Raw genomic sequence first — 16998 nt, forward strand, 5'->3', positions numbered from 1 at the left:
GCCGGTTCGCGATCGCCGACCGGCGCGAAAAACCCGGTCGGATCGGCCTACGAGGCCCGTCCGGCCTTGACAGCCGCGCGATGCGGACCACACTGGAAGACGGGTCCGGCGGCCCGGTTGGCCGCCTCGTTCATAGGTGTGTTTTTGAACCGGCCGATGCCTGCAAGACGCGGTAACACTCCCGTATGTCAGGACATTGATCGAATAAAAAGCACCAAATTACAATTCCGTATATATTTCGCCGATGGACCAAAGAAAAACCGCCACACGACCCGAGCCGCCCCCGCCACGCACCTGGGATGCGCGGCTCGCGCGCTCGCTTGTCCGACCGCTCGTCGATACGCCGGTCACCCCGAATCACCTCACTACCCTTCGTCTGCTGATCGGCCTCGCCGGCGCCTGGTGCCTCGCGCACGGCGGTTTCGGCTGGAGCAATGCAGGCGCGTTCCTGATCGTGCTGTCGAACTTCGTCGACCACACCGACGGCGAGCTCGCGCGCATCAGCGGCAAGTCCAGCAAGATCGGTCATTTTTACGACCTCGCGGCGGATGCGCTCGTAACGGTCGCGCTGTTCGTCAGCATGGGCGTCGGCATCGTCGCGCAGGGCGGCCAGATGGCCGCGTCGCCGGTGCTGCTCGGCGCGGTGGCCGGCGCGGCCGTCGCACTGATTTTCTTCCTGCGCATGCGGATCGAGTCGATCGCCGGCAAGGCCGGCACCAAGCAGGCGTTCGCCGGCGGCTTCGAGACCGAAGACGTGCTGTACCTGCTGCCGATCGTGACGCTCGTGGACGGCGTCGAGCCGTTCCTGCTCGCGGCGTCGATCGGCGCCCCGCTGTTCGCCGCCTGGGTCGTGATCGACTGGTGGCGCATCGTGCGGCGCGGCAACCTTCCGCAGAACCCGGCCGCGCAGAACCCAACCGAAATCCAGGCTTCCAAATGACTCCTAGCACGCGCGACGATTCCGTGCTGAGCCCGGCACGCCCCGCGCCCGTGCGCGCGGCCGCGGCCGATCCCGACCGCACCGTGGCCGACTGCGTCGGCCAGCTCGACCTCGACCGCCTGCGCGGCGACTACACGCGCCAGGGCTCGTTCCTCTATCTCGACGCGTTCCTGCCGCCCGACGCGCACGCGAAGCTGGCGAACGCCGCCCGCGCGATGCAGGCCGGCCTGAACCGCAATTACCTGCCCGGCCACAAGCAGGGCGGCAGCGTGAGCCGCCATACGATCGACGAGCAGGCGCCGTACATCGCCGAGCTGTACCGCTCGAAGGCACTCATCTCCTTCCTCGAGAAGATCACCGGCGACAAGCTGATGCTGTCGCCGGCCGACGATCCGCACGCGTACGCGCTGTATTACTACACGAAGCCCGGCGACCACATCGGCTGGCACTACGACACGTCGTACTACGACGGCCGGCGCTACACGCTGCTGATCGGCGTGATCGACGAATCGTCGTGCCGGCTCGACTACGAGCTGCATACGCGCAACCCGGACGTCGCCGACGAACCGGGCTCCGTGCAGATCGCCGACGGCGGCATCGTGCTGTTCGACGGCGACAAGCTGCGCCACCGCATCACGCCGCTCGGCCAGAACGAGATGCGCGTGTCGCTCACGTTCGAATACGTGACGAACCCCGGCATGCGGCCGTGGAAGCGCTTCATCTCGAACATGAAGGACGCGATCGCGTATTTCGGTTTCCGCCAGGTGTTCAAGCAACTGGCGACGCGACGCACGAGCGGGTCATGACACGCGCGGGCCTCATCCTGCTGTCCCTCGGGACCGCACTCTTCATCGCACTGCTGGCCTGGCAGGGCGTCGGCGCGGTGGCGTCCACGTTCCTCGCGGCCGGCTGGGGCCTCGCGCTCGTCGCGGCGTTCCACGTCGTGCCGCTCGCGATCGACGCGGTCGCGATCTCCGTGATGTTCCGCCGCGGGCAGCCGGGCGCCGAACTCGGCAACGCGCTGCGCGCGCGCTGGGTCGGCGAATCGGTGAACAGCCTGCTGCCCGCCGGGCAGATCGGCGGCCCGGTGCTGATGGTGCGCCACCTCGCGCAGCGCGGCACGCGGATGGCCGACGCGGCCGCCGCCGTGACCGTCAGCACGACGATGCAGGCGCTCGCGCAGATGGCGTTCGCGCTGATCGGCATCGCCGCGTTCAGCCTGTATGCGACGCACGAGTCGGTCGCGTATCTGCGCACGCCCGCGCTGATCGCCACCGGCGTGCTCGGCGCGCTCGCCGTCGCGTTCTACGCGGCACAGCGGCGCGGGCTGTTCGGCCGCGGCCTGCGCCTCGCGTCGAAGCTGCTCGGCCCGCGCGACTGGTCGTCGCTGGCCACGCGCGCCGACGCGATCGACGACGCGGTCGGCGCGCTGTACCGCGATCGCGCGAAAGTCGCGAAGACCTTCGCGTTGAGTCTCGCGGGCTGGATCGTCGGCACCGCGGAAGTGTGGCTCGCGCTGCACTTCCTCGGGCACCCGGTGAGCTGGCTCGACGCGCTGCTGCTCGAAAGCGTCGGCCAGGCGATTCGTGGCGCAGCCTTCGCGATCCCGGGCTCGCTCGGCGCGCAGGAAGGCGGCTACCTGCTGCTCGCGCCGCTGGTCGGCTTGCCGCCCGACGCGGCGCTCGCGCTGTCGCTCGCGAAGCGCGCGCGCGAACTCGCGCTCGGCCTGCCCGGCCTGCTCTATCTGCATTTCAGTGAAAGAAACTGGCAGCGGCGCCGTGCGCCGCAGCCGCTCGCCGACTGATCGTTCAGATCGCCGGCTTTTTGGTTGGAGAACCCATGCGAGCCATCATTCTTGCGGCAGGCCTCGGCTTGCGCCTGCAACAACCGCCCGAGGCGCAGTTCCCGAAGTGCCTGCTGCGCTTCGACGACGTGTCGCTGCTCGAGCGCCATCTGCGTGTGCTCGACGCCGCGGGCGTCGATGAAATCGTGCTCGGGCTCGGCTTCCAGCACGAGAAGGTCGAGCAGGAACTGAAGCGCCTCGGCCGCACCGCCGAGATCGTGATCAACGAGCGCTACGACCTCGGCAGCGTGCTGACCGTGCATACCGTCGCCGATGCGATGACGCGCGGCGGCGACGTGCTGCTGATGGACGCGGACGTGCTGTACGACGAGAACATCCTGCACGCGCTGGTGGCCGATGCCGACAAGACGGTCGACCGCCTGCTGATCGACCGCGACTTCGAGGCCGGCGACGAACCCGTCAAGCTGTGCCTGAAGAACGGCGTGCCGGTCGAGCTGCGCAAGCAGCTCGCGGTCGACCTCGACTACGACACGATCGGCGAATCGGTCGGCTTCTTCCGCTTCACCGAAGGCACCGCGCGCCGCCTCGCGACCCTCGTCGCGGGCTACGTCGACAGCGGCCGCGCGAACATGCCGCACGAGGAAGCCGTGCGCGACCTGCTGCTCGAAGGCGGCCATTCGTTCGACGTCGCCGACGTCACCGGCTTGCCGTGGATCGAGATCGATTTCCCGAACGACGTCGCACGCGCGACGCAAGACATTCTTCCCCTGATTCAACGCACCACCGCCGGAGCCGCACGATGAACGCACGCGAACCCAACTTCACCGAATCACGCAGCGCGCGCCTGCGCCGCATGCTCGTCAGCAGCGATCTCGAATTCCTGATGGAAGCGCACAACGGCCTGTCCGCGCGGATCGTCCGCGAGGCCGGCTTCAAGGGTATCTGGGCGTCGGGCCTCGCGATCTCCGCGCAGTTCGGCGTGCGCGACAACAACGAAGCGAGCTGGACGCAAGTCGTCGACGTGCTCGAATTCATGGCTGACGCGAGCGACCTGCCGATCCTGCTCGACGGCGACACCGGCTACGGCAACTTCAACAACGTGCGCCGCCTCGTGAAGAAGCTCGAACAGCGCGGCATCGCGGGCGTGTGCATCGAGGACAAGCAGTTCCCGAAGACGAACAGCTTCATCGGCGGCGAGCGCCAGCCGCTCGCGGAAATCGACGAGTTCTGCGGCAAGATCAAGGCCGGCAAGGATTCGCAGACCGATCCCGACTTCTCGATCGTCGCGCGCGTCGAGGCGCTGATCGCGGGCTGGGGGATGGACGAGGCGCTGCGCCGCGCGAACGCGTATGCGGAAGCCGGCGCCGACGCGATCCTGATCCACAGCAAGCTGTCGCGCCCGGACGAGATCCTGCAGTTCGCGCGCGAATGGAGCGGCAAGGCGCCGCTCGTGATCGTGCCGACCAAGTACTACAGCACGCCGACCGACGTGTTCCGCCAGGCCGGCATCAGCACCGTGATCTGGGCGAATCATCTGATCCGCGCGTCGGCATCCGCGATGCAGGCGACCGCGCGCGAGATCCACGAGAGCGAAACGCTGATCAACGTCGAGGACCGCGTGGCATCGGTCAACGAGATCTTCCGCCTGCAGGACGCCGACGAGTACTCGGCCGCCGAGCGTATCTACCTGTCGTCGTCGTCGCGCGCGTCGAATGCCGCGATCGTGCTCGCCGCGAGCCGCGGCAAGGGCCTCGAAGCCGTGACCGAAGACAAGCCGAAGGTCATGCTGCCGGTCGCCGGCAAGCCGCTGCTGCGCTGGCTCGTCGACGGCTTCAAGACGCATGGCGTAAACGACATCACCGTGGTCGGCGGCTATCGCGCCGATGCGATCGATACGTCGGGCATCAAGCTCGTCGTCAACGAGCGCCACGCGGAAACGGGCGAGCTCGCGTCGCTCGCCTGCGCGGCCGAACGCCTGACCGGCGACACCGTGATCTCGTACGGCGATCTGCTGTTCCGCAGCTACATCGTGCGCGACCTCGCGGAGAGCGAGGCCGAGTTCAGCGTGGTGGTCGATTCGTCGCTCACCGAGACCAACCAGAGCGTGCGCGACTTCGCCCTCTGCTCGGCGGCCGACGATCGCGGCCTGTTCGGCCAGAAGACCTACCTGCAACGTGTGTCGAGCGACGTCGCCACGAGCACGCCGCACGGCCGCTGGATCGGCCTGCTGAACGTGCGCGGCGCGGGCGTCGATCGCCTGAAGGCGATGCTCGCGACGCTGCAGGCGCGCCCTGATTTCGACACGCTCGACATTCCGTCGCTGCTGAACGAACTGATCGCCGCCGGCGAGAAGATCGAGGTGCAGTACGTGCACGGCCACTGGCGCGGCGTCAACGACCTGGAAGACTTCCGCCGCGCGGGCGACTTCGCGCACGGCCAGACGCCGCTGTCCGAACCGGGCACCGGCAACGGGGGCGCGCAATGATCGAAGCGGCCCAGTTCGTCGAGGCCGCGCGCGAACGCGGCTTCGACTGGTACGCGGGCGTGCCCTGCTCGTACCTGACGCCGTTCATCAATTACGTGTTGCAGGACCCGACGCTGCACTACGTGTCGGCCGCGAACGAAGGCGACGCGGTCGCGCTGATCGCAGGCGCGACGCTCGGCGGCAAGCGCGGGATCGCGATGATGCAGAACTCGGGGCTCGGCAACGCGGTGAGCCCGCTCACGTCGCTCACCTGGACGTTCCGCCTGCCGCAATTGCTGATCGTCACGTGGCGCGGCCAGCCGGGCGTGGCCGACGAGCCGCAGCACGCGCTGATGGGCCCGATCACGCCCGCGATGCTCGATACGATGGAGATTCCGTGGGAGACGTTCCCGACCGACCCCGAACAGGTCGGCCCGGCGCTCGACCGCGCGATCGCGCACATGGACGAAACGGGCCGCCCGTACGCGCTCGTGATGCAGAAAGGCAGCGTCGCGCCGTATGAGCTGAAGGCGAACCCGGCCGCGAAGCCGCGTGCGCACGTCGCCGCGCAATCGGCGTCGGGCGCGGCGTCGGCCGATGCGTGGCCGACCCGTCACGACGCGCTGCAGCGCGTGATCGCGCATACGCCGGTCGATTCGACCGTCGTGCTCGCGTCGACCGGTTTCTGCGGTCGCGAACTCTACGCGCTCGACGATCGCCCGAACCAGCTGTACATGGTCGGCTCGATGGGCTGCGTGACGCCGCTCGCGCTCGGCCTCGCGCTCGCGCGCCCCGACCTGCACGTGGTGGCCGTCGACGGCGACGGCGCCGCGCTGATGCGCATGGGCGTGTTCGCGACGCTCGGCACCTACGGCCCGGCCAACCTCACGCACGTGCTGCTCGACAACGGCGCGCACGAATCGACGGGCGGCCAGGCGACGGTGTCGCAGCATGTGTCGTTCGCGGGTGTCGCGGCCGCGTGCGGCTACGCGTCGGCGGTCGAAGGCGATACGCTCGACGTGCTCGATGCGACGCTTTCCACTCAAGCCGACGGGGTCCGGCCATCCGGTGTGCAGTTCGTTCGCGTGGGGATCCGCACGGGCGTACCCGACGGCCTGCCCCGCCCGACCGTCACGCCGGTCGAGGTCAAGACCCGTCTGATGCGGCACATCGGCGCCGCGCAGACCGAAGCCCACGTTGAAGGAGCCCATTGATGCTGCTGCTGAACCCCGGCCCGGTCACGCTCTCCGAACGCGTGCGCCGCAGCCTGCTGCAACCCGATCTGTGTCATCGCGAAAGCGAATTCTTCGACCTGCAGGATGAAGCGCGCGCGCGCCTCGTCGCCGCGTACGAACTCGATCCGGCCGAATGGGCCGCCGTGCTGATGACGGGCTCGGGCACGGCCGCCGTCGAAAGCATGATCGCGGCGCTCGTGCCGCAGGACGGCAAGCTGCTCGTGATCGAGAACGGCGTGTACGGCGAGCGGATCACGCAGATCGCCACGCAGTACGGCATCGCGCATGCGGTGTTGAAGCATGAGTGGATGCAGGCGCCCGATCTCGCGCAGATCGCTGCGAAGCTCGATGCGGGTGGGTATTCGCATGTCGCCGTGATTCATCACGAAACGACGACGGGCCGACTGAACGACCTCGGCGCGATTGCAGAAGTGTGCCGTGCGCGCGGCGTGAAGATGCTCGTGGACGGTGTCAGCAGCTTCGGCGCGGAAGCGATCGACTTCGCCGGCGGCGACATCGACGCGGTTGCCGCGACCGCGAACAAATGCCTGCACGGCGTGCCGGGCGCGGCGTTCGTGATCGTGCGCCGCAGCGCGCTCGCGAAAGCGGCGAGCCGTACCTATTACCTCGATCTCGGCCGTCTCGCGAAGCTGCAGGATCAGCGAAATACGCCGTTTACGCCGTCCGTGCATGCGTATTACGCGCTCGTCGAGGCGCTGCGCGAGTTCGATGAGGCCGGCGGTTGGCGTGCGCGGCATGCGCATTACAAGGCGCTTGCCGACCAGGCTCAAGCCGGGCTTGCTGCGCGCGGCATGCCGCTGGTGCTGCCGGAAGGCGCGTCGTCGGTCGTCCTGCGTGCGTATCGGTTGCCGCAGGGTATGACGTATGAAGCGCTGCACGACGGACTGAAGGCGCGTGGCTTCGTGATTTACGCGGGGCAAGGCGGGCTGTCAAAGGAACTGTTCCGGATCTCGACGATGGGCGCGATTCAGGCAGCTGATGTCGATCGATTGCTGGACGGGTTTACGGCGCTGACTCGGTAAGCGTTGTCCGAACCTCGTCTACGAAAGGCCCGCAAGGGCCTTTTTTGTTGTTCTTTGCAAATTTTGGGGAACATGGGACAGGTTGTCGGCATTCGGCCACGAATAATCGGCCGCATGCACCGCCTGCCGGCCACTTGTATCTCGCTATCGAATTAGAAAACTGTCGTTCGGAGCGCAACACTCTTCGGACACCGGCCACGCCAAAGTCGTGTGCGTGCATAGATAGCGCAAACAATGGTCACCGAGCATCACAATAAGGGACAGGCCTAATAATTTTCGTATTTAACATGCAAAACCGAGTCGCTTTGATCTCCTCGCTTCTAATCGCTGCAATATTGGCCGTTGGATGCGCACCAAATATCGCCGGATCACCCGAAGCATCACTCTCGGTCGGAAACCGCTCCGAACCAATTCTCCAGAAACAGGTGTGTTCTGCAAACGGTAGCGGCCAAAATACCGCATTCTTCTTGACCATTTCAGGGGGAGGGTCTCGAGCTGCCTATTTAGGCGCGCGCGTAATATCAGAGTTAAAGGACGTCGACGGAACTGATCTAACGAACTACATCAACGTTGTTTCGTCCGTGTCAGGAGGATCGCTAGCCGCCGCGCTGTACGGCATTTCAACCGACCGGACTACAGGGGACAGTTGGCGGCCTGTATGGAATGATTCACTGATTCGCACACGGCTCGCTGAAAATTTGAAATTCGACATGGCCGAACAACTAGCAAATCCTGAGTTCCTTGGCGGCTACATTTTCGGTCACACGAATCGTACAGACGCGTTTTTTGCGGCTTTGAACTCAAGCGTTTTGTTTGGACTGTCGCCAGCTAAACGGCAACTGACACTTGGCGACTTTAATCCAAATCGTCCCCAGATTATTATCAATTCTACCGTTGCCACAGCCGAAGGCACCACGGCATTTCAGCCTCGACCGTTCGGGAGTCTGTTCACGTTTTCACCGTCGGACCTAGACTCCATCGGTGTCAATTACTCGACGTTGCCTCTCTCCCGTGCTGTCGCAGCATCTGCAGCGTTTCCCGGGTTGCTTTCTCCCGTCGTTCTAAACCGATTTCGGTTAGGCTCGACCGAGCGGGAGTTGGGAAAGCCGAGGTTCATCCATCTCATCGACGGCGGAAACGTTGACAACCTTGGTCTACTGGCGGTGAAAAGAGCATTGATTGAAGACTCGCATCGCCTCTTAACGAACTGCGACCAGATCGTGGTCCTGACGGTTGATGCATTTGGAGCGCAAGGGTTTCACCAAGATGACACGCCAAGCATGCGATCGGCTTCGGGATGGGTACTAGATACTCATACGCTTCTCGCTGCTTTTGACGCATTGTTGGCCGCAAATCGTACTCGCCTACTTGCGGAGTTCAAGTCACGCATGTTCACACCTCCCGCCGACAGCGAGCAGTGTCGCAAAGATGACTTGCCTTCGGACATCTGTGGTGGCGGCGTACGCGTGAATTGGGACGAAGTTAATGCCCTCCTGAAGCGTAAACTGTATTTTGTTCACCTATCGTTCGATAGCAGCGAGCTTGCAGAACCGCCAAACGTCGTTTACTGCGACGGTAAATACGGCGATCCAGACTCAAAGTGCCATGAACCGCCAATAAATTTGTGGGTATACAACAACGAGGAGAGAGCCCTCAGACTCCGCTTGAAACAAATTCCGACGACGTTCGGTTTGTCGCTTGAGCAGCAAAGCGACATATCGATGTACGTGAAGCTACTGTTTAACCCAAAAAATATTTGTTTGATGCACTTACGGAAAATACTTTCTGGAACTGCTAAACATGCGTCAGGGTTCTACGAGAAAGCCTCGAATTCATGTGACGAGACGACCTCGTTTACAGAGGCACAGATGACTCGTCGAAGAAGTGGCGAGGAGGTGTTCGGTGACTGGATAGCTACACCGGGGCACAAAGTCGGTGACAATCCTTATATTGAAAGACGACGCTATGACCCGATTCCAACACTCGAGGCTCGGGAGGCGTTTTGGAAAAATGTCCTCAAATATTATGGATGGAATGGATCAGAGGCCAAGGGGCAATAGCGCCTACGGTTCGACTAGGTTTTCGATAAATATCGGCGAGAGGCCGCTGTACCGCGGAATCCGTCGTTAGGCCCGAGAGGCCGCTTCGGGCCAGTGGCGACACTCACGAAAATTCATGAAGAAACATTTCCGATCGCGACAATGAGAATCCTTCGTTTTACCCCGCTGCTGGCGCTCGCCGCCGCCCCTGTCGCCCACGCCGCCGACAGCCAGTCTTGCAGCGACGAAATCGTCACGGCCATCGCCCGCTGGGCCGGCATCGCGAGCGCACGCATCGCCACGCGCGACGCGGACCGGCTCGTCGTCGCGTCGTCGTGCAAGGCCATGCCGAACGCGCCGGAAACGACGATCGCGGCCGTCGCCTTCGATTCGCTGCCGAAGAGCAAGGACCCGTACGTCAGCCGCAAGCTACAGGTCGTGGCGCTCGTCGAGGGCGGCAAGGTCGTCGCGGCCGATCGGTCGGTGGTCGAAGAGGATGCGGCGACGGAGATCGACGAGGACAGCTACCGCATCGATACGGCGCCCTACCGGTTGTCGCCCGACGTGCGTGCGTTCGGCGTCGTGTTTACCAGCAGCGCGCGTGGGCCGAGTTGCCCGGATGCCAACACCAGTGAAGAGTTGACGCTGTGGGTGCGTGAAGGCGGCCGTATCCGCCCGGTGTTCGGCACGAATCTGTACGGCTGGGTCAGCGTCGAAGGCGACGCCTGCGGCCCGGGTACAGGCGATGCGCGCAGCGAAGACGCCCGCATGACGATCGCCGTCGAGAAAACGTCGAGCCACGGCTTCGCCGACCTCTCGATCACCGCGCACATCACGAAGACGCAGCGCAAGAACGGTGATTACTCGGATACGGGCAAGCGCACGGCGCGCACGATCGTCCACTACGACGGCAAGTCCTATGGAATCGACATGTTCCGGAACTTCTGGTATTCGCCGGCCGCGATGCAACGCTTCAAGTAATGCCACGGGCGCGACGCCGCCCCGCCCGCCTACTCCACCACCTTCGGCCCGATCGCCTCGGTCGGCGCCGGCATCCGCAACGCGTCGTCCCGCACGCGTCGCGCCTCGCGCGCCGTATAGCGATCCTTCAGCCGCAGGAACGGTTTCTCGACGAGGAAATAGCTGGCGGTCGCGGCCATCAGCGCCCACACGATGCCGAGCGGAAACCCATGCGGCACGGGCAGGCGCGGGTTCGCAAAAGGCTGCTGCCACAGATAGAGACTGAACGAAATCGTGCCGACGAACACCACCGGCTCGGCGCGCAGCCAGCGCGCGCACCAGAACTCGCCGCGGAAATTCAGCACGACGATCACGATCGCGATCAGCGCGGCTTCGAGCGTCACGCCGTACGTCGCATTCCAGAAGCCGCCGAGCCGGTGTTCGGCGAGCGGCATGCCGAGCAGCACGACGAAGACGAGCGCCGTCACGATGCGCGCCTCGCCGCGCCAGGAACCGATCCACGCTTCGAGCCGTTCGCGGTTGAGCGACGCATAGCAGCCGATCAGGATCGGATCGACACCCGTGTGCAGCATCATCCCGAGTTGGCCGCGCAGCGTCGGCGCAACGAAATACGTCATGGCGCGCACCAGCGGCACGATCAGGATCAGCGCGGCCAGCCAGCGCGTGCCGGCGCGGCGGATGCCGAACACGAACAGCAGCGGCCAGAACCAGTAGAACTGCTCCTCGAGCGCGAGCGACCAGAAATGGCCGAGGTACCACGCGCCGTCCGGATGCAGCGCGTTGTCGCCGGTCAGCCCGAACCACGCCGAGTAATTCCACAGATGCAGCGCCGCATAGAGCCATTGCCGGCGATCGACGTCGAACCCGCCGGCGAACGCCATGATCGCGACGGCCGCGAGATACACGTAGCAAGCCGGCCAGATCCGCAGCGCCCGGCGCACGTAGAACGACGTCAGCGCGATACCGCCCGTGCACGCGAATTCGGCGCGCAGCACGTTGGTGATCAGGAAACCGCTCAGCACGAAGAAGATCAGCACGCCGAGCCGGCCGTCGGCGATCAGCCGCAACGGCGCATACCAGCCCGTATAGCCGCCGGGCAGCACATGCTCGGCATGACCGACGACGACCATCGCGACCGCGACGGCGCGCAACCCGGTCAACTGCGTGACGCGATGGTTCATCGGCTGGTTTCCGTTGGCACGGTGGAGAAACAGGCGTTGCCGGCGCTCCGATTGACCCGCCGACCTGCCGCCGGGATTTTGTATGAAAAATATCGGAATGAAATTGCTTCAAAAATCCGCGGCGCACATACCGCCAGCGACGAACGCCCGGCCAAAACGTGCCGACGTCCGGCGCGGTGAATGGGCATAATGACAAGCCTTGTCCGGCGGCGGTCGGTCCGATGCCCACGCAACGAATTTTGCGGCGCAGCACGCTTCGCAGTACCTTGCCGCCCGCACACCGGCCCGCGCGTCGTCCGCCCCCTGTCGCCCCTCACCCGGAGCCTGCCTGTGTACCCACCGATCGAACCTTACGCCCACGGCCACCTCGACACCGGCGACGGCCACCGCATCTACTGGGAGCGCTGCGGCAACCCGGCCGGCAAGCCCGCCGTGTTCCTGCACGGCGGCCCCGGCGCCGGCTGCGGCCCCGACCATCGCCGCCTGTTCGATCCCGAGCGCTACGACATCCTGCTGTTCGACCAGCGCGGCTGCGGACGCTCGACGCCGCACGCGAGCCTCGAGAACAACACGACGTGGGATCTGGTCGCCGATATCGAACGCCTGCGCGAGATGGTCGGCGCCGAGCAATGGCTGGTGTTCGGCGGCTCGTGGGGCAGCGCGCTCGCGATCGCGTACGCCGAGACGCACCCCGAACGCGTGAGCGCGCTGATCGTGCGCGGCATCTTCACGATGCGTCGCGCGGAATTGCTGTGGTACTACCAGGAAGGCGCGTCGTGGCTGTTCCCCGATCACTGGGAGGACTTCCTTGCACCGATTCCGGAAGCCGAGCGCGGCGACCTGATGGCCGCCTACCATCGTCGGCTGACCGGCGACGACGAAGCCGCGAAGCTCGAAGCCGCGCGCGCGTGGAGCATCTGGGAAGGCCGCACGATCACGCTGCTGCCCGATCCCACGCTCGCCGCGCACTTCGCGGACGGCCACTACGCGCTCGCGTTCGCGCGGATCGAAAACCACTACTTCGTGAACAAGGGCTTCGTCGAGGAAGGCCAGTTGCTGCGCGACGCGCATAGGCTCGCCGGCATTCCGGGCGTGATCGTGCAGGGCCGCTACGACATCGCGACACCCGCACGCACGGCGTGGGAGCTATCGAAGGCGTGGCCGGAGGCGACGTTCGAAATCGTGCCCGGCGCCGGACATGCGTACAACGAACCGGGAATTCTGGAGGCGCTGGTCGCGGCGACGGACCGGTTCGCCGCCTGAGCAACGGAACAACGCGAAACGACGCGGCGTGTGCAGCCGTGCCTGCCGGCACGCTCACGCGCCGCCCGATCACAAAGCGGCTTCGACGATCGTCCGGCCGCTGATTGCCTGCTCGACGAGCTGTTCGTCACCGACCTTGCGGATCGCGTCGTCGAGCAGCCCTTCCGGTTCCTCGGTCGCGACCTTCAGCAAGCCTGACAGCCCGCGCGCATCGAGCACCACGAGCGTCTCCATCGAATCCGCGCGGCTCACGAGCACGCGGCGGAATGCCGGGCCCGCGCCGAAGCTCGCACAAAGCGCGATCGTCTCGTTGCCGAGCGTGTAGTCGAAGTGCTTGATCATGGTCTGCCGCCGTTGCATGGAAATGGCGACGCGCGACGGCGCGGCGCCGTGACGTCGACGCACCCGCGCGTGCCGCCGGCGCGTCGGACCGGAGTCCGAATCGCTGCCGGCATCACCATGCTAGGCGTGCAGAATTAACGAAGACTTAAAGCGCGTAAGTGCGACACGCGGCGCCCTCAAGCCGCATCGAGCGGCTCGACCGTCACGCCGACCTTCAGCTCCTGATCCGCCCCGCCGCCGCGGATCACGCCGCGCAGCGGCGTCACGTCCGCGTAGTCGCGCCCGATGGACAGCATCACGTAGTCGTCGCCCGGCGCACGATCGTTGGTCGGATCGAGTTGCAGCCAGCCGCCATCCTCGGGCCACGCCGGGTCGTACACCTCGACCCACGCATGCGACGCATCGGCGCCGATCAGCCGCGGCTGGCCGGGTGGCGGCTGCGTCAGCAGGTAGCCGCTGACGTAGCGCGCGGCCAGCCCGAGCGAGCGCAGCGCGCCGATCATCACGTGCGCGAAATCCTGGCAGACGCCCTTGCGTAGCCGCAGTGCGTCGAGCGCCGACGTCGTGATGTCGGTGCTGTTCGGCGTGTACGCGAAATCGGCATGCACGCGCCGCATCAAATCCCACGCCGCCTGCACCAGCGGCCGTTGCGGCGTGAAGCTCGCGGCCGCGTACGCGGCGAGTTCGGGGTCGCACGCCACGTGCGGCGATGCGAACAAGAATTCGCTCGCCGGGTCGTAAGGCTGCCCCGCGCGGAACCGCAAGCGGTCGCGCACGGCCTCCCACGCGGTGGCCTGCGCGGCGTCCGGGTTCGCGATCGCGGGCGGCGGCTCGCCGCGGGCACCGAGCGACCACACGGGCGGCGTCACGCGCACGGTGCTGCGGCTGCGCACCAGCAGCGTGTCGTGCGGCAGGTTCAGCGCGAACGACGCGCGTGCATTGCCGAACGCGTCGAGTTCGGTGCAGACCGATTCCGGTGCGGGCTCGATGTCGAGCGAGAACGACAGCACCTGCTGGCGCGGCGTCGCGAGCGGTTGCAGGCGTGCCTGGTGCTGCGCGGATTCAACGCGTGCCGCGTAACGGTATTCGGTGTCGTGCGTGACGCGCAGCAACCGGCCCGGTGCGGCGGCAGCCGGTGCGTTCGTTGCGGCCTGGCCTTGGCTCTGGGCCTGGGCTGGAACTGGAGCCGGAACTGGAGCCGGAACGGGAGCCGAGGCCGGCGCCTGCCGTGCGCTTCCGGAACCGGCCGGCGTTTTGGGCGCGCCTTTCGTCGTCACCATAGCGTCCTGCCCGCCTCGCGCACGTGGCTGAAATAGCGCTCGCCGATCCGGTTCGACAGATCCCAAACCGCCTTCACCGTCGTATCGAGCGCGGCGAGCAGCTTGTCGTGCCGACCGCCTTCGGTGGTCTCGCACAGCTCGTGCAGCGACCACGCGGGGATGTCCGGCACCGTCTCGGCCAGTTCGGACAGCGCATAGCCTTCGCTGCGCTCCACTTTGGTCAGCCGGCCGCGCAGCGCCTGCACGACCCAGCCGAGCGAACGCGGGTTGTCCGTATCGAGCACGACGAGCGACAGCAGCGGCGCGACGTCGAAGCCGCGCTGGAAGCGCGAGCGGAACGTGATCGTGCTGTCGAACAGTTCCAGCACGAGTTCGAAGCCGTCCTGCCGATGCACGGCGCCTTCGTCGAACGCGAACTTCAGCACACTGCACAGGAAGTCGAGTCGATCGATCTGCCGGCCGATCGACAGCAGGCGCCAGCCGTCGTCGCGTGTCATGTTGTCGGTCTGCGCGCCGGTGATCGCGCCGAGCAGCAGGCCGAGACGTTCCAGCAGTTGCAGCGCCTCGTTGCCGATCTGCTCCTCCGCCTCCGGCTGCCCTGCGCTGTCCGCGAACAGTTGCGTCGCGTCGTCGATCAGCCGCCACTGATCGCTCGACAGCCGCTCGCGGATCGCGGCCGCCGCGCCGCGCATGCCGAACAGGCACGACGCGATCCCCGACGTGCGATCGGCGCCGCGCGTCAGCGACGTCGCCAGCTCATGCTGGAACGCGCGCGGCGCATCGACGGCATTCGGCGCGTCGGCCGCGATCAGCCCGGTGTCGCGGCACAGTGTGTCGATCAGCTCCAGATGCGCGGGGCTGTCGACGTCGTCCTCGCCGCGCAGCCGTTCGAGCGCGGCACGCGCCAGGCGCATCAGGTTGGTCGCGCGCTCAGTGTAGCGGCCGAGCCAGAACAGGTTCTCGGCCGCGCGGCTCGCGATCGCGCGTGGCCGCTCGACGAGATCGTCGGGGCCGAGGTGGGTCTGCAGCAGCGTCGTCGAATCAACGATGCCCTCGGTCATCACCCACGTATCGACGGTACTGCCGCCATGCGGCATCGGCGCATTGAACAGCGTGTCGCGCGTGCCGACCCGCGACAGCCCGCCCGGCAGCAGCCGCCAGCGCTGCGCGCCGTCGGCGAGCGCGAACACGCGCAACAGCAGCGGCTTCGGCACGATCCGCGCGCTGTCGTTGCCGTCGGGTGCATCGGGCCGCGGCCAGGTCGGCGCCTGCGACAGCGGCAGATCCGCCTGCACCGTGTAATGTTCGGGCCGCGCGAGAATCCGCGCGCGCCATTCCGCCAGTTGCGCCTGCGTGAGCCGCGCGCCGATCACCGGTTCGAATGCACCGTTCTCCTGCACGTCGGGCGGATAGGATGCCTTGACGATGCTGCGCGCGAGCCGCGGCAGCGCGTCGTCGCACGCGGCCGCCTCGCCGCACCACCACGAATGCACGGCGGGCAACGTCAGCGTTTCGCCGAGCAGGCCTTCCGCGAGACGCGGCATGAAGCCGAGCATCGCCGGCGATTCGAGGAAGCCCGAGCCCGGCGCATTCGCGAGCAGCACGTTACCCGCGCGCACGGCCTGCAACAGCCCCGGCACGCCGAGCATCGAATCGGGCCGCAGTTCGAGCGGATCGAGCCACGCGTCGTCGACGCGCCGCAGGATGCCGTGCACCGGTTCGAGCCCGCTCAGCGTCTTCAGGAATACGCGGTTGTCGCGCGCGGTCAGGTCGCCGCCTTCGACGAGCGTGAGGCCAAGATAGCGCGCGAGATACGCATGCTCGAAATAGGTCGCGCTGTGCGGCCCCGGCGTCAGCAGCACGATCCGCGAATTCTTCGCGGCGGGGCTCAGCGACTGCATGCTTTGCAGCAGCGCGCGGTACGCGGAGGCGAGACGCTGCACGCGCAGCCCGCGGAAGCCGCGCGGAAAGAGCCGCGACACGATCAGCCGGTTCTCGAGCAGGTAGCCCAGCCCGGCCGCGCCCTGCGTGTGTTGCGCGACGATCCGCCACTGCCCGTCCGGGCCGCGCGCGAGATCGAACGCGACGACGTGCAGCCACGTATCGCCCGGCACGTGTGCGCCGCGCATCGCACGCAGGTAGCCGGGGTGGCCGGTGACGAGCGCGGGCGGCAGCAGCCCGCGCTCCAGGATCGTCTGCGGCCCGTACAGGTCGGCCAGCGTCGCGTTGAGCAGCCGCACGCGCTGCAGCACGCCGCGCTCGATCGCGACCCAGTCGTCGGGCGTGACGATCAGCGGCAGCAGGTCGAGCGACCACGGGCCGACCGCGCCGTCGCCGGCACGCTGCTCGTGCAACTGGTAGAACAGGCCGTTCTCGCGCATGCGCCGGTGCAGCGCGTCGGCGCGGCGGTCGAGGTCGGCCACGCC

Annotated in this window: 14 protein-coding genes; 10 read left to right on the forward strand and 4 right to left on the reverse strand. The window is 66.4% G+C overall.

The genetic code is table 11. The features are described 5' to 3' along the window. Positions 1–244: 244 nt before the first annotated feature. The 9 genes from JMF86_RS21920 to JMF86_RS21960 all read left to right on the forward strand — a co-directional run bounded on the left by JMF86_RS21920 (position 245) and on the right by JMF86_RS21960 (position 10506). Entirely contained in the window at positions 245–940 is a 696-nt protein-coding gene (locus JMF86_RS21920) for a CDP-alcohol phosphatidyltransferase family protein (protein ID WP_011547939.1), read from the forward strand. Beyond that, complete coding sequence (locus tag JMF86_RS21925; protein WP_011694707.1) at positions 937–1746, forward strand: 2OG-Fe(II) oxygenase; 810 nt, start codon at positions 937–939, stop codon at positions 1744–1746. Before JMF86_RS21920 ends, JMF86_RS21925 begins: the two co-directional genes overlap by 4 nt. Further along, positions 1743–2744 carry an HpnL family protein gene (locus JMF86_RS21930; protein ID WP_011694706.1) on the forward strand — a complete coding sequence of 334 codons (1002 nt, stop codon included), beginning with the start codon at positions 1743–1745 and terminating at the stop codon, positions 2742–2744. The genes JMF86_RS21925 and JMF86_RS21930 overlap by 4 nt, the downstream gene beginning before the upstream one ends. Positions 2745–2779: 35 nt before the next feature. Beyond that, complete coding sequence (locus tag JMF86_RS21935) at positions 2780–3547, forward strand: NTP transferase domain-containing protein (RefSeq protein ID WP_011547942.1); 768 nt, start codon at positions 2780–2782, stop codon at positions 3545–3547. Then, complete coding sequence (gene aepX / locus JMF86_RS21940) at positions 3544–5229, forward strand: phosphoenolpyruvate mutase (protein WP_011547943.1); 1686 nt, start codon at positions 3544–3546, stop codon at positions 5227–5229. Before JMF86_RS21935 ends, aepX begins: the two co-directional genes overlap by 4 nt. Beyond that, positions 5226–6422 carry a phosphonopyruvate decarboxylase gene (gene aepY / locus JMF86_RS21945; RefSeq protein ID WP_011547944.1) on the forward strand — a complete coding sequence of 399 codons (1197 nt, stop codon included), beginning with the start codon at positions 5226–5228 and terminating at the stop codon, positions 6420–6422. The genes aepX and aepY overlap by 4 nt, the downstream gene beginning before the upstream one ends. Continuing rightward, positions 6422–7486: a 2-aminoethylphosphonate aminotransferase gene (locus tag JMF86_RS21950; RefSeq protein ID WP_011547945.1), complete on the forward strand. Its 1065-nt coding sequence runs from the start codon at positions 6422–6424 to the stop codon at positions 7484–7486. The genes aepY and JMF86_RS21950 overlap by 1 nt, the downstream gene beginning before the upstream one ends. 287 nt (positions 7487–7773) lie before the next feature. After that, complete coding sequence (locus tag JMF86_RS21955; RefSeq protein ID WP_011547946.1) at positions 7774–9546, forward strand: patatin-like phospholipase family protein; 1773 nt, start codon at positions 7774–7776, stop codon at positions 9544–9546. A 141-nt stretch (positions 9547–9687) separates the two neighbouring features. Then, positions 9688–10506 (forward strand): hypothetical protein, encoded by an 819-nt coding sequence (locus JMF86_RS21960; RefSeq protein ID WP_011547947.1) that lies wholly within the window; start codon positions 9688–9690, stop codon positions 10504–10506. 29 nt (positions 10507–10535) lie between these two features. On the opposite strand, the gene JMF86_RS21965 is transcribed toward JMF86_RS21960, so the two are convergent. Then, positions 10536–11687, reverse strand: coding sequence for an acyltransferase (locus JMF86_RS21965; RefSeq protein WP_011547948.1), 1152 nt, complete (start codon positions 11685–11687; stop codon positions 10536–10538). Positions 11688–12017: 330 nt separating this feature from the next. Here JMF86_RS21965 and pip point away from each other — a divergent pair, with 330 nt between their 5' ends. Beyond that, entirely contained in the window at positions 12018–12950 is a 933-nt protein-coding gene (gene pip, locus JMF86_RS21970; protein WP_011547949.1) for a prolyl aminopeptidase, read from the forward strand. Between the two features lie 69 nt (positions 12951–13019). Here pip and JMF86_RS21975 read toward each other — a convergent pair whose 3' ends face one another. The 3 genes from JMF86_RS21975 to JMF86_RS21985 all read right to left on the reverse strand — a co-directional run. Further along, complete coding sequence (locus JMF86_RS21975; protein ID WP_027807048.1) at positions 13020–13292, reverse strand: hypothetical protein; 273 nt, start codon at positions 13290–13292, stop codon at positions 13020–13022. 176 nt (positions 13293–13468) lie between these two features. Next, a complete protein-coding gene (locus JMF86_RS21980) occupies positions 13469–14572 on the reverse strand; it encodes a transglutaminase family protein (protein WP_011694705.1) in 1104 nt (367 codons plus the stop codon). Next, a partial coding sequence (locus JMF86_RS21985; protein ID WP_201317152.1) for a circularly permuted type 2 ATP-grasp protein occupies positions 14566–16998 on the reverse strand: 2433 nt, incomplete at its 5' end. The genes JMF86_RS21980 and JMF86_RS21985, both read right to left, overlap by 7 nt.

The organism is Burkholderia sp. E168m15 (assembly GCF_016586105.1).
GTDB classification, from domain to species: domain Bacteria; phylum Pseudomonadota; class Gammaproteobacteria; order Burkholderiales; family Burkholderiaceae; genus Burkholderia; species Burkholderia orbicola.